General features: G+C 48.8%; 25 protein-coding genes, 1 tRNA gene and 1 pseudogene. 10 read left to right on the top strand and 17 right to left on the bottom strand.

From position 1 onward, the window contains the following. The first annotated feature begins 6 nt into the window (after window positions 1-6). The 10 genes from AB8880_00935 to AB8880_00890 all read left to right on the top strand — a co-directional run bounded on the left by AB8880_00935 (window position 7) and on the right by AB8880_00890 (window position 7,041). The gene (locus AB8880_00935) at window positions 7-1,395 is read left to right on the top strand and encodes a GspE/PulE family protein (protein XDZ65990.1); all 1,389 of its coding nucleotides are present in this window, start codon (window positions 7-9) and stop codon (window positions 1,393-1,395) included. Between the two features lie 2 nt (window positions 1,396-1,397). Then, window positions 1,398-2,573 (top strand): type II secretion system F family protein, encoded by a 1,176-nt coding sequence (locus tag AB8880_00930; GenBank protein XDZ65989.1) that lies wholly within the window; start codon window positions 1,398-1,400, stop codon window positions 2,571-2,573. Continuing rightward, a complete protein-coding gene (gene gspG / locus AB8880_00925; GenBank protein ID XDZ65988.1) occupies window positions 2,570-2,971 on the top strand; it encodes a type II secretion system major pseudopilin GspG in 402 nt (133 codons plus the stop codon). The genes AB8880_00930 and gspG overlap by 4 nt, the downstream gene beginning before the upstream one ends. Beyond that, window positions 2,968-3,312: a prepilin-type N-terminal cleavage/methylation domain-containing protein gene (locus AB8880_00920; protein ID XDZ65987.1), complete on the top strand. Its 345-nt coding sequence runs from the start codon at window positions 2,968-2,970 to the stop codon at window positions 3,310-3,312. The genes gspG and AB8880_00920 overlap by 4 nt, the downstream gene beginning before the upstream one ends. 121 nt (window positions 3,313-3,433) lie before the next feature. After that, window positions 3,434-3,634 (top strand): hypothetical protein, encoded by a 201-nt coding sequence (locus AB8880_00915; GenBank protein ID XDZ65986.1) that lies wholly within the window; start codon window positions 3,434-3,436, stop codon window positions 3,632-3,634. Further along, window positions 3,631-4,164: a type II secretion system protein J gene (locus tag AB8880_00910; protein ID XDZ65985.1), complete on the top strand. Its 534-nt coding sequence runs from the start codon at window positions 3,631-3,633 to the stop codon at window positions 4,162-4,164. Before AB8880_00915 ends, AB8880_00910 begins: the two co-directional genes overlap by 4 nt. A 4-nt stretch (window positions 4,165-4,168) precedes the next feature. Then, on the top strand, window positions 4,169-5,071 hold the full coding sequence (locus AB8880_00905; protein ID XDZ65984.1) for a hypothetical protein: 903 nt from the start codon (window positions 4,169-4,171) through the stop codon (window positions 5,069-5,071). Continuing rightward, on the top strand, window positions 5,068-6,000 hold the full coding sequence (locus AB8880_00900) for a hypothetical protein (protein ID XDZ65983.1): 933 nt from the start codon (window positions 5,068-5,070) through the stop codon (window positions 5,998-6,000). The genes AB8880_00905 and AB8880_00900 overlap by 4 nt, the downstream gene beginning before the upstream one ends. A gap of 1 nt (window position 6,001) precedes the next feature. After that, on the top strand, window positions 6,002-6,394 hold the full coding sequence (locus AB8880_00895; protein XDZ65982.1) for a hypothetical protein: 393 nt from the start codon (window positions 6,002-6,004) through the stop codon (window positions 6,392-6,394). After that, window positions 6,391-7,041 (top strand): hypothetical protein, encoded by a 651-nt coding sequence (locus AB8880_00890; GenBank protein XDZ65981.1) that lies wholly within the window; start codon window positions 6,391-6,393, stop codon window positions 7,039-7,041. Before AB8880_00895 ends, AB8880_00890 begins: the two co-directional genes overlap by 4 nt. On the opposite strand, the gene AB8880_00885 is transcribed toward AB8880_00890, so the two are convergent. From AB8880_00885 to hisG, 17 genes and pseudogenes are all read right to left on the bottom strand, one after another. Beyond that, window positions 7,038-7,643 (bottom strand): hypothetical protein, encoded by a 606-nt coding sequence (locus tag AB8880_00885; GenBank protein ID XDZ65980.1) that lies wholly within the window; start codon window positions 7,641-7,643, stop codon window positions 7,038-7,040. The genes AB8880_00890 and AB8880_00885 overlap by 4 nt on opposite strands. A gap of 544 nt (window positions 7,644-8,187) precedes the next feature. Continuing rightward, window positions 8,188-8,322 carry a hypothetical protein gene (locus AB8880_00880; protein XDZ65979.1) on the bottom strand — a complete coding sequence of 45 codons (135 nt, stop codon included), beginning with the start codon at window positions 8,320-8,322 and terminating at the stop codon, window positions 8,188-8,190. 24 nt (window positions 8,323-8,346) lie between these two features. Continuing rightward, entirely contained in the window at window positions 8,347-8,475 is a 129-nt protein-coding gene (locus tag AB8880_00875; protein XDZ65978.1) for a hypothetical protein, read from the bottom strand. A gap of 253 nt (window positions 8,476-8,728) precedes the next feature. After that, window positions 8,729-9,178, bottom strand: a complete 450-nt coding sequence (locus tag AB8880_00870) for a cytochrome c (GenBank protein ID XDZ65977.1) — start codon at window positions 9,176-9,178, stop codon at window positions 8,729-8,731. 4 nt (window positions 9,179-9,182) lie between these two features. Further along, window positions 9,183-10,322 (bottom strand): DUF1501 domain-containing protein, encoded by a 1,140-nt coding sequence (locus AB8880_00865; protein ID XDZ65976.1) that lies wholly within the window; start codon window positions 10,320-10,322, stop codon window positions 9,183-9,185. Continuing rightward, on the bottom strand, window positions 10,319-11,770 hold the full coding sequence (locus AB8880_00860) for a DUF1800 family protein (GenBank protein XDZ65975.1): 1,452 nt from the start codon (window positions 11,768-11,770) through the stop codon (window positions 10,319-10,321). Before AB8880_00860 ends, AB8880_00865 begins: the two co-directional genes overlap by 4 nt. A gap of 79 nt (window positions 11,771-11,849) precedes the next feature. Next, window positions 11,850-12,479 (bottom strand): dimethylsulfonioproprionate lyase family protein, encoded by a 630-nt coding sequence (locus tag AB8880_00855; protein ID XDZ65974.1) that lies wholly within the window; start codon window positions 12,477-12,479, stop codon window positions 11,850-11,852. A 66-nt stretch (window positions 12,480-12,545) separates the two neighbouring features. Beyond that, window positions 12,546-12,602, bottom strand: a pseudogene (locus tag AB8880_00850) (hypothetical protein). A 374-nt stretch (window positions 12,603-12,976) separates the two neighbouring features. Further along, window positions 12,977-13,052, bottom strand: a tRNA-Phe gene (locus AB8880_00845). A 166-nt stretch (window positions 13,053-13,218) separates the two neighbouring features. Continuing rightward, the gene (locus AB8880_00840; protein ID XDZ65973.1) at window positions 13,219-13,446 is read right to left on the bottom strand and encodes a DNA gyrase inhibitor YacG; all 228 of its coding nucleotides are present in this window, start codon (window positions 13,444-13,446) and stop codon (window positions 13,219-13,221) included. Next, the gene (locus tag AB8880_00835; protein ID XDZ65972.1) at window positions 13,446-14,705 is read right to left on the bottom strand and encodes a ribonuclease E/G; all 1,260 of its coding nucleotides are present in this window, start codon (window positions 14,703-14,705) and stop codon (window positions 13,446-13,448) included. Before AB8880_00835 ends, AB8880_00840 begins: the two co-directional genes overlap by 1 nt. 27 nt (window positions 14,706-14,732) lie before the next feature. Beyond that, window positions 14,733-15,332 carry a nucleoside triphosphate pyrophosphatase gene (locus tag AB8880_00830; GenBank protein ID XDZ65971.1) on the bottom strand — a complete coding sequence of 200 codons (600 nt, stop codon included), beginning with the start codon at window positions 15,330-15,332 and terminating at the stop codon, window positions 14,733-14,735. Between the two features lie 28 nt (window positions 15,333-15,360). Further along, window positions 15,361-15,579, bottom strand: coding sequence for a translation initiation factor IF-1 (gene infA / locus AB8880_00825; GenBank protein ID XDZ65970.1), 219 nt, complete (start codon window positions 15,577-15,579; stop codon window positions 15,361-15,363). An 84-nt stretch (window positions 15,580-15,663) separates the two neighbouring features. Continuing rightward, window positions 15,664-16,098 carry an arsenate reductase ArsC gene (locus tag AB8880_00820; GenBank protein XDZ65969.1) on the bottom strand — a complete coding sequence of 145 codons (435 nt, stop codon included), beginning with the start codon at window positions 16,096-16,098 and terminating at the stop codon, window positions 15,664-15,666. A 1-nt stretch (window position 16,099) separates the two neighbouring features. Then, on the bottom strand, window positions 16,100-16,588 hold the full coding sequence (locus tag AB8880_00815) for a UPF0262 family protein (GenBank protein XDZ65968.1): 489 nt from the start codon (window positions 16,586-16,588) through the stop codon (window positions 16,100-16,102). Between the two features lie 4 nt (window positions 16,589-16,592). Then, window positions 16,593-17,888 (bottom strand): histidinol dehydrogenase, encoded by a 1,296-nt coding sequence (hisD, locus tag AB8880_00810; protein XDZ65967.1) that lies wholly within the window; start codon window positions 17,886-17,888, stop codon window positions 16,593-16,595. Beyond that, window positions 17,878-18,573 carry an ATP phosphoribosyltransferase gene (hisG, locus tag AB8880_00805; GenBank protein XDZ65966.1) on the bottom strand — a complete coding sequence of 232 codons (696 nt, stop codon included), beginning with the start codon at window positions 18,571-18,573 and terminating at the stop codon, window positions 17,878-17,880. The genes hisD and hisG overlap by 11 nt, the downstream gene beginning before the upstream one ends. Window positions 18,574-18,603: the final 30 nt, after the last annotated feature.

Raw genomic sequence — 18,603 nt, 5'->3', positions numbered from 1 at the left:
AAGAGCATGGCTAAATTTGGCATAGCTTGTAATTTTGACGCCAGCGGCAAAGTACTCACATTAATTCACAGCCAGCCTATTGATCCTTATCTGCTTCAGGATATTACGCAATCAGGTGATTACAAAGTATTATGCAAGCAAGTTTCGGCTTCTGAACTTAAAAATTCGTTAGATGAACTTGAAGAAAAAACCAGCCCCAAAGCACTTGTTTCTCTTGGCCAACAAGTGTCACTATCTGAAATTGATGCAGTCGCACGTCTAGCATTGAATTCATCAAATGAGGCTGATGCCCCTATCGTGCGATTGCTGGACGCGATATTGACGGCGGCAATTTCCCGTGGCGCCTCTGATTTGCATTTTGACACCGATGAGAATGCCTTTCGTGTGAAAATGCGTATAGATGGTGTGCTTTCACACTTTACCGAGTTTGATATTCGTCTTGCTCCAATGATGATTGCACGTCTCAAAATATTGGGAAGGCTGGATATAACCGAAAGACGACGCCCCCAGGATGGTCGTATCGGCCTTACTTATGGCGGTGCTCCAGTTGACATTCGTATAGCAAGTCTGCCAGTCCAGGAAAATGAGCGTGTTGTTCTTCGTTTTTTCCGTCACCTGAATGGGCAAAAGACACTCCAGCAGATTGGGTTGTCACAGCAACATGTTGAGGTGATTTCCAAAACAGTTTCCCACCAGTCTGGAATTATACTGGTTTGTGGCCCAACCGGTTCGGGGAAGACCACAACTATATATTCAATTTTAAACATGTTGCGTGGGCGCGGGCTCAATATCATGACAATTGAAGATCCGGTTGAGGTCGAAATTCCAGGGATTGTTCAATCGCAGGTAAATGACGCCATTGGATTTAACTTTGCTTCAGGACTACGTGCACTTCTTCGTCACGACCCTGATGTACTACTTGTTGGTGAAATTCGCGATCAGGAAACTGCAAGCACAGCAATTCGAGCAGCACTCACGGGGCATCTGGTGATCGCAACAATTCATGCCAACAGCCCTCTTGGGGCTATCATGCGTCTGCTGGATCTCAATGTTGATATTGGGCTGATTGCTGATGCTTTGCTGGGGGTATTTAATCAACGGCTGATAAGGACCTATTGCCCTGAATGCCGATCGGAATCTCTTTCGAGTGAAGAACATAAAACATCTTTGCCGGTTATGTTCAAGGGATGTAGGGATTGCTTCTTTACTGGTTTCGCAGGCCGCGTTCCCATAATGGAGCATCTGATAATGACAGCCCGAAACCGAGACATAGCATTAAAGGACATTCACTCTCTGGCCTGTGCTTCAACTCTTGCAATAGAGGCCAGAGATTTGTTTGAGCAGGGTTTGGCCCCCTTCTTTGAGGTCGCACGTGTAAGTGAGCAGGATGGTTGAATATGCAAGAATTCTTGTATATCGGACAGTCTGGTCAGGATCGGGTAAGCGGGATTCTGTCATCGGGAAGCCTTGAAAAGGCTACCAGAGAATTGAAGCTTGCAGGCACATCAATTATCTCAATCAGGCGCATAAAGAAATATAGCACTAAGCTTTTCTGGGAATTCCTAGTCAGATTAGCCATGTTCGTTCGCCAAGGATACAACGTGACAGATGCCTTGAGCTTACTGATGGATGATGATGATATAAAAATCAAAGATATATCCACCGTTATCTTACGACGTCTGGAGATAGGTGTTGGATTGGTGGAAGGCCTGAGAAAATCTTTCCCATCACTGACGCCGGAAATATTGGCTGTAATTCAGGCTGGTGAAAATGCCGGCGAACTTGAAAATGCATGTGAGCTGTTATTAAAAAAACATGACTCAGAACTTCGCAGGCAACGACAAATGCGCATTGTGCTTGCCTATCCTAGCGTTGTTCTGGTTGCTACTTTTATTGTAGCTTGGATCTTGTTTGATGTTGTTCTCCCAGGCCTACAGACAGCTTTTCCAAATCAAGTTGAATTACCTCCTATCAGCCAGTTCATTTTGTCTTTGTCTGGCAGATTTGGTGCGCTTGTCGAATTTATCATTTGGGCTTTATTACTGGTTCTGTTTCCTATTGCTCTACTTCGGCGGCATACAGGTATAAAACGCTGGTTGGACATGGTTCTAATAAAATTTCCAGTTTCCCGATATTTCATTATTTCATCAGCAAGAAGCCAATTTTTTGAAATTTTAGCACTAGGTCTGGAAAGCCGCCTTCCTCTTCCGCGGGCACTCGTCCTAGCTTCAGCGGCTTTGGGAAATGAAGCCCTTTCTGAATTTTATAAAAAGGCACTAGAGCAAATTCAGCATGGTATCCCTCTTTCATTAGCCCTGAAAGAGACACGACTCTTGAACCGGCGTGAGTTAAGCCAACTCAGAGCTGCTGAAAAGAGTAGCCATCTTGAGCGGGTGGTTACCTTGATCGCAGCCGAAATTGAGGAAAAACGTCATTATTCAGCGACTATTATTTCGCAAATCACCGGCCCAGTTTTTGTTATTATAATTGGCCTAATTGTATTCATCGTAGCTATGGCCGTGGTGATACCAATGATATCGATGCAGACACAATTTGAAAGTTTGGTTCAATGATTAATAAAAGATCACGTCGAGTTACAGGCTTTACTCTGATTGAAATCCTGGTTGTGTTGACAATTATTGGGCTTCTGCTTTCCTTTGTTGCACCGATGGTTCTTGATCGACCAAATCAAGCTCGACAATTGAAAGTCCAGAACGATTTGGAATCAATCAAAGCTGCCTTGTCACTTTATTACATCGATCAAGGCTCTTTACCGACTGAGTCGCAAGGTCTCGATATTCTGACAGAAGGTGGATCCAACGGAGTATATCTTGCTGAAAAGCCCATCGATCCTTGGGGGAATGGATATCAATATCGTGTTCGCGCTGGCGGTCAGGTTATCATTTTTTGTCTTGGTCCTGATGGGGAGGTTGGTGGAGGTGATGATATTGAGATTGAGGTAAGACGGTGAAAACTGAACATAAAGCGGGAGGGTTTGCCCTGCTTGAAGTTCTCGTAGCATTATTGATTGTCGCGCTTCTGGTTTCATTTGGCCAGAATGTAAGATTGGGAAATCTGACAAGCTATAGCGACAAATCTCTTTCAGAGCGAAACCAGCAACTTGTAAGAAATGCTGTTTGGCGGATGGCGATTGCTCAGGACAGACCTGTTGAAGATGTCGGTCTCCTGGCCTGTGGTTCCCAAAAGGTACTTGTGGGCGCAGGGGGGATAGTCCAGCAAACCAAGATAAGCTGTAAATGGGGCGAGGTGAGCATAGATAAAGCCGGGAATTTTACCTATGCTTCCGAATAGAAAAAGGGGCTTTCTGATACTGGAGTCGTTAATAGCACTCCTGATCTTCGGAATTATTTCAAGTTTTTTCTGGCAAGGTTGGCAAAATTTGAACAGTCATAGTTTGGCTATGCTGAAACGCATGTCACGAGAGCGTGCGGCAACAAATGCTCATCTTCTTTATAGTCGGGGACTGGCTGAAAAATTGCCTGTAAAGGTCCATGAAGCTTTCAGTCTGGTGTCTTTAGTTCAAGAGGAGGATGGTATTGATGCACAAATTATCACCATGCACTTGCAGGATAGTAATGGTGCTAGTTTTACAAGAGAGGTAAAGACCAGGTGAAGTTTAGAACTAGAAAAAAGGCGTTTGTTCTAACTGAAACTCTGGTTGCCTTGCTCCTAAGTGCCACAGTGTTATCAGGTGCAATTCTTATGGCACTTCAGGGAAGCCAACAGCTTTCACATCTCGATAAAAGGAACAATACCTTTATCGGGATTGAGGCAGGCCTCGCGGTTTTACGTGCTGATCTGAATAACGCGTTAACATTTAATGGAAGGAATGCATCTCCTCAGGAAGGGGGAGAAAAGACGACACTGGAAATTAAACTTGAGCGATTTGTCGTTAATCCAGCAAATGGCCAAATGATTTTAGCAAGAATTGGCTGGCATCTTGGATCTGGAGGTGTAAAACGCGAAATTAGCACCTTGGATGACAGGTCATGGTCAGCACATCAATTTAGCACCATGCCAATAAGCTCCAGCTTCACGTATTTAGGTGCTGATCTCTGGAAGCTTGATCTTACTCTCACTGAAGAGTTGCTAGAAAAAGCTTTCACCACCATTCTTTCCATTGATACCAATGAGGCGGGCTGAGACGATGAAGTTGAAGCGGGCAATAAGAATTATTTTCCGCATCCCTTGGCTTAAGCGGCGGCGTGCAACAGCTCTTATTCTACCAGGATTGCTGGTATTGCTAATCGCACTCAGTACACAATTTGGCCTACAGCAGAGATCAATTGAAGCACAAATTGACCTATACAAAAGCCTCCAAAGACAGACCCGGTTTATGGCTTTAATCGATAGTTATAAAGAAGCTGCATTGAAGATTGATCCTCTTGCCCCTCAGATAGAAGATACCGCCGCAACGCAGTCTTTGCGCGTCAGGTTAACCGGGGGCTTATACAATCTTTCGCATGCGCTTAATTGGAATGGAATTGCTTCGATGGCAACTCTGGACGAGAATCAATATGAAACTCTTCGCCGTGTTGTTATGAGCTGCGGTTTGTCTTCAGATCTAGTTATACCCCTTGTGGAGTATGCACGACGCGCGCCTGTCAAGATGCGGCCGCGTCATCTTTTGACTTTACAAGATGGCAATTCTCTTGATGCAGAGACGCTCTCTCAATTGGCAGGTTGTGTCGAAATGCGCCCGTTTATCGCCAGATTTGAGATTTTGCACACAGAGCCAAAATTGGGTGCTGCGGTGCTAGGCATCGGGGTGACTGATTTCATCAGGATAAAAAGTTTCATACGTGATGGTGTCATAACCAACAGATCAGCTCTGAAAAATGAAATTCAAAAAATAACCCCCGATGCCATCAATAACATTGATTTCAGTATTCTTTCATTGTCATCAGAGCCAAGTTGGTGGACCATTGATCTATTGGATAATGATCGAGTGTTTGCCAGCTTCACGATCTATCAACATGCTGATCGAAAACGTGAAATCGTTGCAACACAGATACTCTGGATACCTGAATTTGAGGGTGATATTCTGTGAAACATCTATTACTTATAAATAATCGATTTAAAGCACAACTATACGGTGTATCCAAGGGTATTCTGTCACTCCTTGAAACATTTGATGAAGGTGAATTGCAACCACATCAACGAATCAAGATTGATGCTGTTTTGATTGGTGCAAGCATGTTGGCCTGGAGGCTGAACAGTCACAATGGAATGAGATTCCCTAGCAAGGAGTTCTTTTTTGGTGATCATACCCCAAACAACCCTGATGAACTTTACTGGACGGAACTGACCGCAAATCAAGAAAAAACCAAAGTGTGGCAGGCCTGGATTAAGAAAGATAGGCTAAGAGATTTGCTTAATTTCTGGGGCCTTCCTGACGCTAGTATCTGCTATGCAGAGCCTTTATGTTTTGAGGCTTCAGCTAAAAAGTTACAGTGGATGTCTGGATCATTGGTATTGGGACTTGAAAAAGGGGAAGGTGCCGCAGAAATCATTGCCGACAATGCAACAGCATCAGATTTGTCATACCCTGAAGGGTTGGTATTCAATCCTGATGGTGCGCAATTTCTGACTTCTGGAACAGGCAACAGCATTTTCGATATTCTGTCTCGCAAGACGTATTTTTGGACCTGTCTGATCATTACCATTTCGATCATTTTTTTGGCGATCGGTGGAAACTTAATCCTCAAAGAGCGAATTAAACAAGTTAATAAGATGATGATAGAGGCTTCAAATAAGATGCCTCCTCCCGCGATGAACTGGTTTTCCCGTCTTATACCGCATCTGCAAAATGGTAGTCTTGAAACATTTAAAATTGCACAGGATGGAAGGCTGTTGTCCTTGCAACTCAATCTCAAACCTAAACTAGATTTGTTGGAATTAAAGAGACTTTTTGAAGATGCAGATATCAACATGACAGACAAAGATGATGTTTTCTCAATTATTGTCAGGAAAAATTAGCATGCGAAACCCGGCTGTAAAAATCCGTATGTTAATTCTAGGCACAGCAGTTGTTTTGATGATTGGAGCGATCGTGGCTTTCGACAATATCTATAGCGAATGGAATGAACAGAGCAAGTCACTCACATTCCAATTGGCACAAGGCATTGAACCTGACAAGATCGAAAATTCATATTGGCAAAGGCATTTTGGAAGTAACGCTGGTATCGAAATCGTCACTACAGCTGAATACACTATAATCACTCAACAAGACTTGGAAGTTAATCAACTTGCTCGATGGGTTGAAGCAATCTTCAGGCTTCCGGCATGGAATGTAAGCATCTTTCAATTACAGCGAAGAGGTGAAAAGCTGAGCATCTCTGCCAAAATCATCTCAACAACAGACAGAAAATGACCGTCGTTTTATTGATTCTTATTGTCGGGATAATACCGATTATTTTCTTGTCGCATTACCTTGGATCAAGGACTGTTTTACATGTTCTGTTTCGCCGTGGGGGGATAATTTGTCTGATCCTGCTCATCCTCTGGGCTGTAATGGCCAGATCTCATGGAGGACCAGGAGTTACAACCGAGATCAGCCCGGCATTATATTTGCTGGCCACAGGACTTGGATGTCTTGGACTTTTGTGTATTGAAGATCTGGCAAGTAGAACAGTTCCGGTAGTATTTCTCGTGGCTACAGTATGCATCTTGATCAGCTATCATTTTTTTCGACTATGGCCAGACAAAGGCATGTTGTTCACTGATTATATATATGCAGCTTGCTGCGCAGGTGGAATTTGGGTTCTGGCTAGCTTTATTTCAAAATACTTGGGTCATGCCGCCCTTGGAGAAGCAGATCCCCCTTTAATCTTTGCTCTTTCCTTGGGGATGAACCCCCATGGAATTTCAGTTTGGATTACGCTTTTCAGTGCTGCCGCGCTAGGAGGTCATATTCTAGCGCGGGGGATGTTAAATAGTAGAAACGATGTATTAGATCGAGAAATTCCCCTGATACCTTACATGGCTGGAACCGCTGCTATCATCCACGTTATTGGCTAGTCTTTTTCATTTTCGAATGCTTGGGCAATCTTCCTTGCTGAATTTTCCAATCCCTTTGGCCACATCATCGTGATTGAGATCTGGCTATCATCCAAAATGAATTCTATCATCACAGCCTGGCGCGCATCGGGGGATACCTGGCACCCAGTGATGACGGATGTGCGGGTTTCATTGACAGCAAAGACAGTGCCCAGATCATATTTCAGACACAATCCAACGAAGGTATCTTGAACTTGTGCAATGGTTTTTCCTGCAACTATCCAATTTTCAGATGAAATCGAGTTGGCATGTGAGAGAAGCAGGCGATTGGCTTCATTATTTGACAGTTCAAGCCATTTTTCTGGCATGGCAGGAGAGCATGTCATCTCTCCAGAAATAATATTTAACTCTTGAATGGGGCTGTCTGATCTGTCCAAAAAGATTAGCGAACCCTCAGCAATTAGAATGGTTTTTTCGGCTAAACGGTTATCGCATTGATTGGTAAATTGTAGTGGATCATCAGATTTTTCATCGGGGGCGAAATTTGCATCAGGTGTGTTTTGAATTCCAGTACAGGAAATCAGAAAACACAGTAAAAATAAAATGGCGCCTCGGAAAACCATGAGCAATCTATCATTTAGGTATATTTCATCAAAATTTCAAACATTTCCAAAATACTGTATTTCCCCAAGCGGGTCCATAAGCACAATTTGTTTTCGAGATAGCTATCTGAAGCAGCCTGCTTGGCTTCGTTTAGATCGCTTTTTCCAGAAGTGATGCGTATTCATTGACCATATTTTTTCAAGGCAGCTTCCATTTGCGGCATTGCTCACCCCGAAGTTGCATCAGCGGTGGCGCAACCCAATAAGTATATAAGAGGTGTAACGCTAAAAATGCCGCAGAGGTATTTTTGAAACGCCATAAATAATTGTAGGTATTGGCAAAAAAGTTGGTGGCGGAGGAGGTTGTGCTTGCCCCCGACACGCGGAATATGATGAGTAAGTGGTGCCCAGGGGCGGGTTCGAACCACCGACACGCGGATTTTCAGAAAACTGCTTTAACTTTTCCTGTTTTATATCAGTGGCTTGCAGGCAGAAAAATCAGGTGTGTTAAAAAGTGTGTAATGAAATTTGACTGTGGGGACAGGCATGACGTTTTCTTCGCGTGTCAGGCCTTTGGTTTTAAAATATCCAGGCTTTCCTTCAAGATCAACTTGTCCAACTCAAGTTTAGCTACGATCTTCTTCAGCCGATCATTCTCTTTCTGAAGTGACTTCATCTCGCTGAGCTGTGAACGCCCCATGCCGCCAAACTTCTTGCGCCAAAATTAATAAGCCTTGTCTGACACGCCGGCTTTACGGCAAGCACCGACAACATCCATTCCGCTATGAACATGCACCTCAATCTGATGCAACAGCTTGAAAATATCCTCGTCTGAGTGACGCTTGCGGGCCATAATTCTGTTCCTCCGTATCTATAAAATTATGGCTCTGATTTAAGGGGCTAAGGCACCCCAATAAAACTATACCCCACAAACTCTGCGCATCTATCACCCCAGCAAAGTCACATAATCTGTAATGTAATGTTTTAGGGGCAACCCCCCCTCTGATCTTTATTCTTGCAAACGGCAAAACCTCCAAGTAACCCCCGATCCAAGGTCCAAGACCCGCGATGAGATGCAAAAAATGGTACTGCTCAAGGTTAAATAATTATTGCCTAAACTTCTTGTGACAGGCCTTGCAACTTGCGGCCAAGTCTATGAAAGCCGTACGAACCGATTGCGCATCACCGTCTTTTGCTAACTTTATCAATCGGCGGGCAGCCACTTCATTTTGAGCAGCCGCAGCAGCAAACTCAGCTGGTTTTTCCCAGATCACATCAAGAGCTTCTGATGGTTTTCCATTCGATCCTTCGGGGAAGTACGACACCATCTCATTGGCCCAAATTTCGATGCTTTCAGTATACTCAACAAGGCGATCAAAATCTTCCAATGTCACCGCATCAGCCATAGATTTCATGGCGTCTTGACTGGCTTTGAAGCGTTCCTTACGTTCATTTACGATGCCTGTGGTATCGCTATGGGCAAATGTATTTGATGTAACTATTTCAACAGTCATAGCTATAGCCACAATCATGGAATACCCAATGATTTTTTGCATAGTTTTAGATCTTGAATAACCGATCAGAAAGATCTGTGAGCGGATCACCAAAGAAGGCTCTATCCTTCATCGTTTTGAAATCAACATCAAAACATGTTGACATGGCAGAGCAATAGACTGAACGAGCATCAATCGTGGCGTTCAAATCCTGTCGCTCAAAGAGATTCTTGGTAGCCAGGCCTGGCCAATCAGCATAAATTTGAGAAGATTTGACCAATCCCCCTGCCATCAAGATCGCCGTGCCATAGCCATGTTCAGTGCCATAGCCCCCGTTTTGTTCTACCTTCCGACCAAATTCTGTTAATGTAACAATCAGAGTCTGATCGAATTGATTGCCAAGTCCGTTGCGCAATGCGTTCAAAACTTTATCAAAATCAGCCAAGCATTCACCATGGGCTCCATCTTCACCACCTTGAGCAGCATGGGTATCAAAACCTCCAATGTCAAAAACAGCAACACGAGGACCATCTTCACGGCGTAATTCCTGCGCAGCCACAACCGCCAGTTCATGTGCTTGGTTATCACCACCACGTTTCATCATAGAAACAGGACGTGAACGAACGCGATTCATCACTTCAGCCAAGGCTGATCCTTTTGAATAGGAACTTTCAATAACTCTTAGATCACCATCATTTGGCAAGCTCATCCAAGTGGGAAAAAAATTGTCGAGTGTATTCTTCCCCCGCAACAGCAAAGGCATTGGCAAGGATATCGCCAATCCGCCCAAAGCTGAGACTTCAATCCCACGCCCGAGCCAGCCTGTTTTTTCGGTATAGGGGGTATGCCCGCCACTTTGCATCAGGTTTTGTCCATCAAAATGTGACCGCATCGTGTAAGGTATTGAGGTAGCATGAACAACTGACGCCTTGCCTTCTTGCCAGCATTCATAAAAAGCCTTTAGGCGAGGATGGATATTAAAATCAGCAGTAAGTTTTTTTACCCCTTTGACCAGAATATCAGGCCGCACTTGTGCCATTTTGCTGTCATTGGGTTGGATCGCCGTAAGACCGTCCATCCCACCCCTCAGCATGATCACTACAAAGTTTTTCTTCTTCATGGAGGCGGCACGGGCATTAAATAAAGGAGATCCCAGCAAGGTCAGGGATCCTATCCCTGATATGAAATGTCGACGGCTAATAGTCATACTTTTAACATCCATTTACTAGAAAATAGGGCTTGTCCCATTCGTTTTGGATTAGAGTAAAAATCAACATTTTTAGCCTTATGGAGGAAATAATTCACGTCATCCAACGCATCAAAATTCTTTTCCGCCACTTTGTGATAATCCACAAATACACTGTACTTCGGATCATTGGCAAATTTGCTCGACGCCGCCAAACGTCGGATCAGCAGTTCCGGAGACAACCATTCTGCCTCTGTATCTGGCCAGCCGTTAGGTTGTGAGGGCGCCAACAGATTATGCCCTAATTCCCGCATGATAATACTAGGTTGACGAGCAGGTTGACTAGGCTTTGATTTGAAATCATAAGCCATGACCTCCGGCGAAGGTGGCCAATTCGTTCCGGAAATACGAATGCATTGCAACAGCCACGTTTCAGGATTCAGAAACTTTTGCTCCGATCCTGTATGCTCATAAACAACCTTAATTAAGGCCTTGTAGACCGATGGCAGATCTCCGTCGGTTTCTTCCCATGCTTTAATCAATGGCGCAATCATCGCATCGGTGGGTTCATCGGTAACAAAATGTCGAACCAATTTCCAACTGATAAAGCGGCGTGTGCATGGGTGCGCACAAAGGTCTTCAACAACATCAAATAATTTGGTTTCTGAGGAAATGCCCCGTTGCTTATAACCTTTACCCATAACTTTATGGGTGCCAGGCTCATGTTTCTTGTCATTGAACTGAACGGGATTGCACTCCTCACGTTTTTTAGACCACCTGTTTTCCCATCCCGCCATGATATAGGCCAGATTTATCACATCCTGCTGAGTATAGCCCGCAGCTGGTGAAACCGTATGTAATTCAAGTAATTCGCGGGCATGATTTTCGTTTACAGTTGCGGGCTTACCCTTTTTACGGCGATTTTTTCCCCATTTCGAATTAGGCCCCACTGACTCGGTGTTGTCCAGATGATGGATCATTGTCCAAGACACGGTTACTTTCTTAACCAAATCGGTAAAACTGCCACACAAATTGGGACGGATGGTCTCACGTTGATAACCGCCGGTGTTCCAGCGATCGAGCATATCCTTTTCAGAAATCGCAAAATGATTGCACCAAAAATGCCATAGCCGCTCAAATACAGGCGCCTTACCCTTAACTGCGGCATGATGGCGAATTACTGTCTCTAAACTGGGGAAATAACGTTCGCCAGTTTTGTATCGCAACTGCGTTTTTGCATCATCATAGGCGTTGCGATTATTTTTGAACTTTTCGCGAAGAATACGCCGATCCTGATAGACAAATTCAGCCCTGTGATCAAGTAATTCCTGTTCCGATGGTATATGCCCTGGCCAAGTGAGTTTTGCAGGTGTTTCAACCTGACGCACTGCCCATGCAATGGGATCAGATGGAACATTTTCATCCGGTGCTAAACCAAAACCAATCTTCCGAAAGAAATCAAGTTTCATAAAAATTACTTTAATCTCATAAAAAATAAGAATTCAATAATTAATGAGGTTTCATGTTTTTTAATTTTACTATAGTTGTCTAGCCCCGATTTTCTGTGCCAGTAATTTTGGATTTCTCTATTGATGTTTCAGGAAGCCCCAAATATGTATATTGATCGGTCGAGATATCCCCATCCCATATGTAAACCGACATAAATGCGGAGTCTTCTGTCCGGGTCGCGTGTGGCATCATGGAAGGGTGATAGGACCGCTGGCCGGTAAAGAGTTGCTCGTAAGCATCATCGCCACGTTTCCAGAACGCATTTCCTGCCAGCATGAGATAGGTTTCTTCTGCCGGATGGGTGCGGATACCGTATTCTGAATGTGGCAGCATTCCATATAGCCCTACGCGCACCTCGGAGGATGGAACAAGCCCGGTCGGACCAAGCAGTTCCACATGAGCCTTGAAATGGCTATGTTGTTTATAAAGAGGGTCTTTTGAAGTTTCAGGCGGCGCCCAGTGAAAGGGGATATCCCTGATCAGATCACATATGGGATTTGCCTCAGCCTGCGCCATCACCTCAAGGAAAGGTGCGGACAGGGGGGATGATTGATACTTCAGATCAATCTCGGCATCCGCCTTCTGCAACGCCTTGATGGCGTTCGCTTCAATCGTGTAGTCACCGGAAAGAAGCGCAGATAATTCATCAAACAGCCGTGAGAGTGTCATGATCTCCTGACTCCGATTTAAAATGCTATCTTACCGTATTATCTCTGATCATTATACTAATCTGTCTTAGCGGCCACTAGCACCACCATGGACCCTGCAACACCCATTCTTCTTGTTGGCAGGTCGTTGGCACTCAGTTCCTTTTCTTGTCTTGGCACCGCATCGCTGGCCAGGCCAATCAGCCCCAAAACGTCATTCAATACCTATGGTGGCATTATCTTTGGTCTGCAACCTAAAGACCCCGATGTGAGTGTCTATTATACCGCATATCTATTGCATCCAGAAGAGTTGGATCTCTTGATTAAATTTCAGGTTACGGGGGCCCCGCAACCGCCGCTTCTTGCACTTTGATTTTGTCTAGTTCTGGCCGGGTTACGGATTAACATCTACCTTGGCCACCAGTAACAGATAACCAATAGCATGCAAGAATCGAAATTACTGAAAAACTTAACCTGGCGGTTAAGTGGCAGAAAAGGCGAGGATTTTCAGGGAAAAAATGGTGCCCAGGGGCGGATTCGAACCACCGACACGCGGATTTTCAGTCCGCTGCTCTACCAACTGAGCTACCTGGGCGCAAGAAAGAAACCGTTATGTTTCTTTCGACATACGGTACTAGCCCATCTCCACGCCGCTGTCCAGCGGTGATGGCACGATTAGGCTGAAAATTTTGCCGCTCCCCCGGCTTTCCTCCCCCGTCCCCGGCTAAACTGATGAGCCTTTGCCATTAAAAGCACCAGAGCTAATCCTTGCGGCGAAACTCACCCGGAACAAGCGTGCCGTTTTCCATGGCCTCGACAATAGCCTTTTCCAGTGCTTCGAGATCGGCGCTGTCAGGCTCCTCTTCAGCCGGCACGGCATAATGGCCTGAAAGCCAGCGGCCCAGATCCGCCTGGGCGCAACGCTGTGAGCAGAACGGCTTATGCTTTCCCTGACCAGGGTTTCCGCATGTCGGGCATTTCACGGCCATCAGCCTTTCCTCTTTGGTGCCATATCCTGGACGAATGCGTGGTCTAAGGTGCTATCTGATCGGAAACGCGGCGCGAAGACAAGCCCTTCTTCGATTTTCGCGCGGCTCAATGCACCTGGCCCTTCAAGCCATTCAAGTCCTGCGGGCGGCAGACATATCTCAAGAGGATGATGTGGCCGCCTTGCGCCATTCCTCCGCAAAAGCCTGAGCGCATCACGGCCAATCCGGGCAGGTGACGGCGCCAGATGCACCGCAAGCGAGCGCCAGCGCCAGGGTCGTGTCAGGGTAAAGAGCCCGCCTTCGGTAAATCCGTGGCAGCGAGGGCGGCAGGGATCATCCTGGACAGCCGCATCCATGAGATCCGCGATCTGACGGCGGTCCTTTGCCCCCAGACGCGGAAAGTCAATCACCACGGGACCACCGATCCGCCGTAACCGTATTTGCCGCGCCACTTCAGGGACCATGGCCCGGGCAAGCTGCATCGGCGCAAGCGCATCATCGCCGCTATCACCATCAATCACGGCCGCACCCGGGGGTGTGCTGATATGGATAGCGCCGCCTCCGGCAAGAAAAACCGTCGGGGCAAGCGCCGCCTCCAGCGCCTCATCGATGCCAGCCTCCTCCCACGCGCTGCCGTCATCATCCATCACCATCTCGGCGTCGGGCTCCACGAGACGGGCTTCTTCAATCCCGGTAATGGCCGGGGCAAGGATGGCAGGGCCGGATGATGGCAGATCAAGGATCGACTCCGCCCAGGTGACGAGTTCATCAAACTCCGCCTTTACCCATGAAGGATCTGCCCCTGCCACTGCCCGGCGCAGCGTAATGGTGAGCGACGAAAGAGGGCGCAGGAGATCATCCGGCGGCATATACCCCGTCTCACGCAACCCCCTTGAAAGACGGCGTTCAGCCGCGCCATCTTCCACCATCACATATCGCCCGGCCCTGAACAGGCCGCGGCGGAGTTGAAGCGGTTTTTTCTCCCGCGCCTCGGCTGCGACGGTGGCAAGGATCATCTCCCCGGGCCGCACGGCCTTTCCGCCACGGTTGCGCATGCTGGCAGGAATACCGCCGATATCGAGGGAAACCCGGTCGTGATCGGGAAAGACACGCTCCACCCTTGCGCGAAGCACTGCACCCGGCCCGGGGGCGAGATCATCGGCATCATCGATAAAAAGATCGGTCAGCAGGTTATCCTTCAGCAACGCCGTGCGGGTATATCCTGCCAGCCGGTCAACAATGATCCGCGTTGAAGCCACGCGCCACCTCCATGCCGAGAGAGAGCCTCAATCCGGGCGGGTGGGGCGATACCCTGCCCCCTCAAGCAGCCGGGCAGTTTCCGCGAGCGGCAGACCGACGATACCGCTGTAAGACCCGCTGATGAAATCAATGAAGCGGGCGGCCTGACCCTGGATGGCATAGCCGCCGGCCTTGCCCTGCCATTCCATTGTCTCAAGATACCGGGTGATCGCATCATCGCCAAGACGGAGAAAACGCACGGTGCTGGCGCTTGTCCGGCAGGCCGGTTTGCCATCCTTCGGGGATATCAATACAACAGCGGTCAGCACCTGATGGCGGCGGCCGGAAAGCAGGCGAAGATATCTTTCCGCCTCATCGCGGGTTGCAGGCTTGCCAAGGATGCGGCGACCAAGCGCAACGACCGTATCCGCCGCCAGCACCAGATCACCGGGATTTCGCATCGCGGCGGAACGCCCCTTTTCTTCGGCCATGCGGCGGACATATGTTCTGGGAGACTCATTGGCATGCGGCGTCTCATCAATATCCGCAGGCTCAATTCTATCGGGGAAAATATCGATCTGGGCGAGAAGTTCCTGCCGCCGGGGCGAGGCAGAGGCCAGAACCAGTTTTGGGGTTGCCTTGGGCATTATCAACATCCCCGATCCGGCAGGGGTTTTACTTGAAACGGAAGGTGATCCGTCCCTTGGTCAGGTCATAAGGCGTCATTTCAACATTCACCCGGTCTCCGGCAAGCACCCGGATCCGGTTTTTCCGCATCTTGCCGCTGGTATGGGCAAGCACTTCGTGATCGTTATCCAGTTTTACCCGAAACATTGCGTTCGGCAGCAGTTCGGTTACCGTACCAGAAAATTCAATGACATCTTCCTTGGCCATGAAGAACCTTTTTTTATCGTTAATCCTGCTGTTTTGTGACGGACCAGGGCAATCTGGTCAAGCCTTTTGTTGCGCAAAGTCTCTTCAGGTGCTGAACCTTTCCCGAACAAGTTCGTGGATCCGGTCACGAACAAGACGATACGCCGCCAGACGTTCTTCACGGTTATCGCTGGCAAGACCTGCATCAAAAACAGGCCAGTACTCGACCTCGGTTGATCTGGTGCGGGCAAGCTCGGCTGCCACCTTATAGGAATCTTCGGAAAAACAGATGATCAGATCAAAGAACTCATCATCAAGATCGCTGAAGGATTTTGGCTCATGCCCGGTCATGTCAATCCCGATTTCCTGCATCACGGCAATGACAAACCCGTCGCTTGACCCGGCGTTGATCCCGCAGGAATCAACAAAAACACGGTTGGGGTAGAGCTGTTTCATGATGCCTTCGGCCATGGGCGAACGGATCATGTTATGGGTGCAGGCGAAAAGCACGGTACCGGGGAAAGCGGGGGCTGTCGTCATTCTATCCTCTCAGCCTCAGAACACAGACAAGACTGAACAGTCGCCGGGATGTGTCCTTGTCCATGACCACCTTGTTTTCCAGGCGTTCCTGCAATATGGCAGAGCCTTCGTTATGGAGCGACCGCCGACCCATATCAATGGCCTGAATCTGGGAGGGTGATTTGGTCCGGATCGCATCGTAATAGCTCTCGCAAACCATGTGATAGTCACGGATCACCCGACGCAAGGGCCCCATGGCCAGAAAAAACCCGGCAATGGGCTGATCATCAACAGTCCGTATATCGAAATGGATGTGGCGTGAATCCGATCTCAGCACAAGGTGGTACGGGCCCTCAACCTCGGCCAGCGTGAAGTAATTTTCTTCAATGAGATCATAAATCGCGATTGAACGCTCATGCTCGGCTTCAGGTGAAAGCCGCGGCGCATCGGCCTGATCAAGCCGAATATGCACAATCCGGCAGGTATCCGGATGTGATGGAGCGCCGCTCATCTCATCACCTGTTCATCCGCCTTGAGATGGAAAGACCATGCGCTTCAAGCCCTTCGGCATGGGCGAGGGTCACCGCCGCCGGACCGATTTCGGCCAGCGCATCCGCATCACAGCGGACGGTGGTCGTCCGCTTCATGAAATCAAGCACCCCGAGACCGGAGGAGAATCTGGCCGTCCGCGCCGTCGGCAGAACATGGTTCGGCCCGGCAACATAATCGCCAATGGCTTCCGGCGTCCAGCGGCCAAGGAATATCGCCCCAGCATGGCGGATCATGGCAGCGATATGTTGAGGATCCTCGGTCATGATCTCAAGATGCTCGGCGGCGATGCGATTGGCAAGCTCAGCTCCTTCGGGCCAGTCGGCAACGGTAATGATCGCCCCGTGATCCCGCCAGGAAGCCCCGGCCACCGCGGCCCGTTCAAGCCCGGGCAGAATCCTGCTGACCGCATCGGCGACGTCATTGGCAAAGCCCGCATCATCGGTGATGAGAATGGCCTGGGCTGCTTCGTCATGCTCAGCCTGGGAGAGAAGATCCATGGCCACCCAGTCCGGATTGTTCCGGCCATCGGCCATCACCAGAATTTCGGATGGCCCGGCGATGGAGTCGATCCCCACCTTGCCGAAGACCTGACGTTTTGCCGTGGCAACATAGGCATTGCCGGGGCCGACAATCTTATCCACCGGCGCAATAGATTGCGTGCCATAGGCCAGCGCGGCGATCGCCTGGGCGCCGCCGATCCGCCAGACCTCCGATATCCCGGCGATATGCGCCGCCGCCAGCACCATGGCAGGCACGTCGCCATCCGGGGCCGGCACCACGATCACCCGGCGCTGAACCCCGGCAACAAGAGCCGGTATTGCGTTCATCAGCACCGATGAAGGGTAGGCGGCCTTGCCACCCGGAACATAAAGCCCGGCCGCATCCACCGGTGTGTGCCGAAGGCCGAGATCAACCCCCTGATCATCGGTATAGCTGATATCCTCTGGCAGCTGGCGTTCGTGAAAGCGGCGGATACGGTCCGCGGCCACGGTCAGGGCTGCGCGAAGATCATCGTCGATGGCATCATAGGCTGCCGCCATGGCATCACCATCCAGGCGAAGATCAGCCATGGAGTCCGCCCTGATCCCATCAAAACGATGCGTGAATTCAAGTACCGCCTCATCGCCACGGGAAATCACCTCGGAAATGATGGCGGAGACGGTAGCGCTGACATCGGCGCCATCTTCCCTTTTCGATTGCAAGAGGGAGGTAAACGCCTCCTCAAACCCGGCATCGCTGGTATTGAGCCTAACCGGCATCAACCGCCTCCCTGATCCGGCTTACCCAGCCGCTGATCTCCGCCGGTCTGGTTTTCCAGGCGGCGCGATTGACGACAAAACGGCTGGACACAAGGGCAATTTCCTCAACCTCTTCGAGGCCGTTGGCTTTCAGCGTTGAACCGGTTTCGACAAGATCGACGATCCGCCGACACAGGCCCAGACCCGGGGCAAGTTCCATCGCGCCATTGAGTTTGATGCATTCCGCCTGCACCCCCCTTGCGGCAAAATGCCGACGGGTGACATTGGGATATTTGGTGGCCACCCTGACATGACTCCAGCTGCGGGGGTCTTCTTTCCTGATCTCTTCGGCCGGGCTTGCGACAACCATCCGGCAGGCGCCGACACCAAGATCAACCGGCGCGTAGATTTCAGGATGATCAAATTCCATCAGCACATCGGAGCCAGCAACACCCATATGCGCGGCACCAAAGGCAATGAACGTGGCGACATCGAAACTCCGCACCCTTATCGCCTCCACCCCCTCGGCTTCGGTGCTGAATCTGAGCCGCCGGTCGCCTTCATCAAAAAACCCCGGTTCAGGTTCGATCCCGGCATGTTTCAGGATCGGACGGATAGATTTGAGGATACGCCCTTTCGGCAATGCCAGCACCAGGCTTGTGCCCCTGCCCGTTCCGGCCATGTTCAATGGTGATGTTTCCGTCATGTCTGATCCCTGACCATCTGTCCCGGGCTG

Source organism: Alphaproteobacteria bacterium LSUCC0684 (assembly GCA_041228335.1).
Lineage (GTDB): Bacteria > Pseudomonadota > Alphaproteobacteria > Puniceispirillales > UBA1172.
The sequence above is the reverse complement of the archived record's forward strand: the minus strand, read 5'-3'. Positions and strand labels throughout refer to the sequence as shown.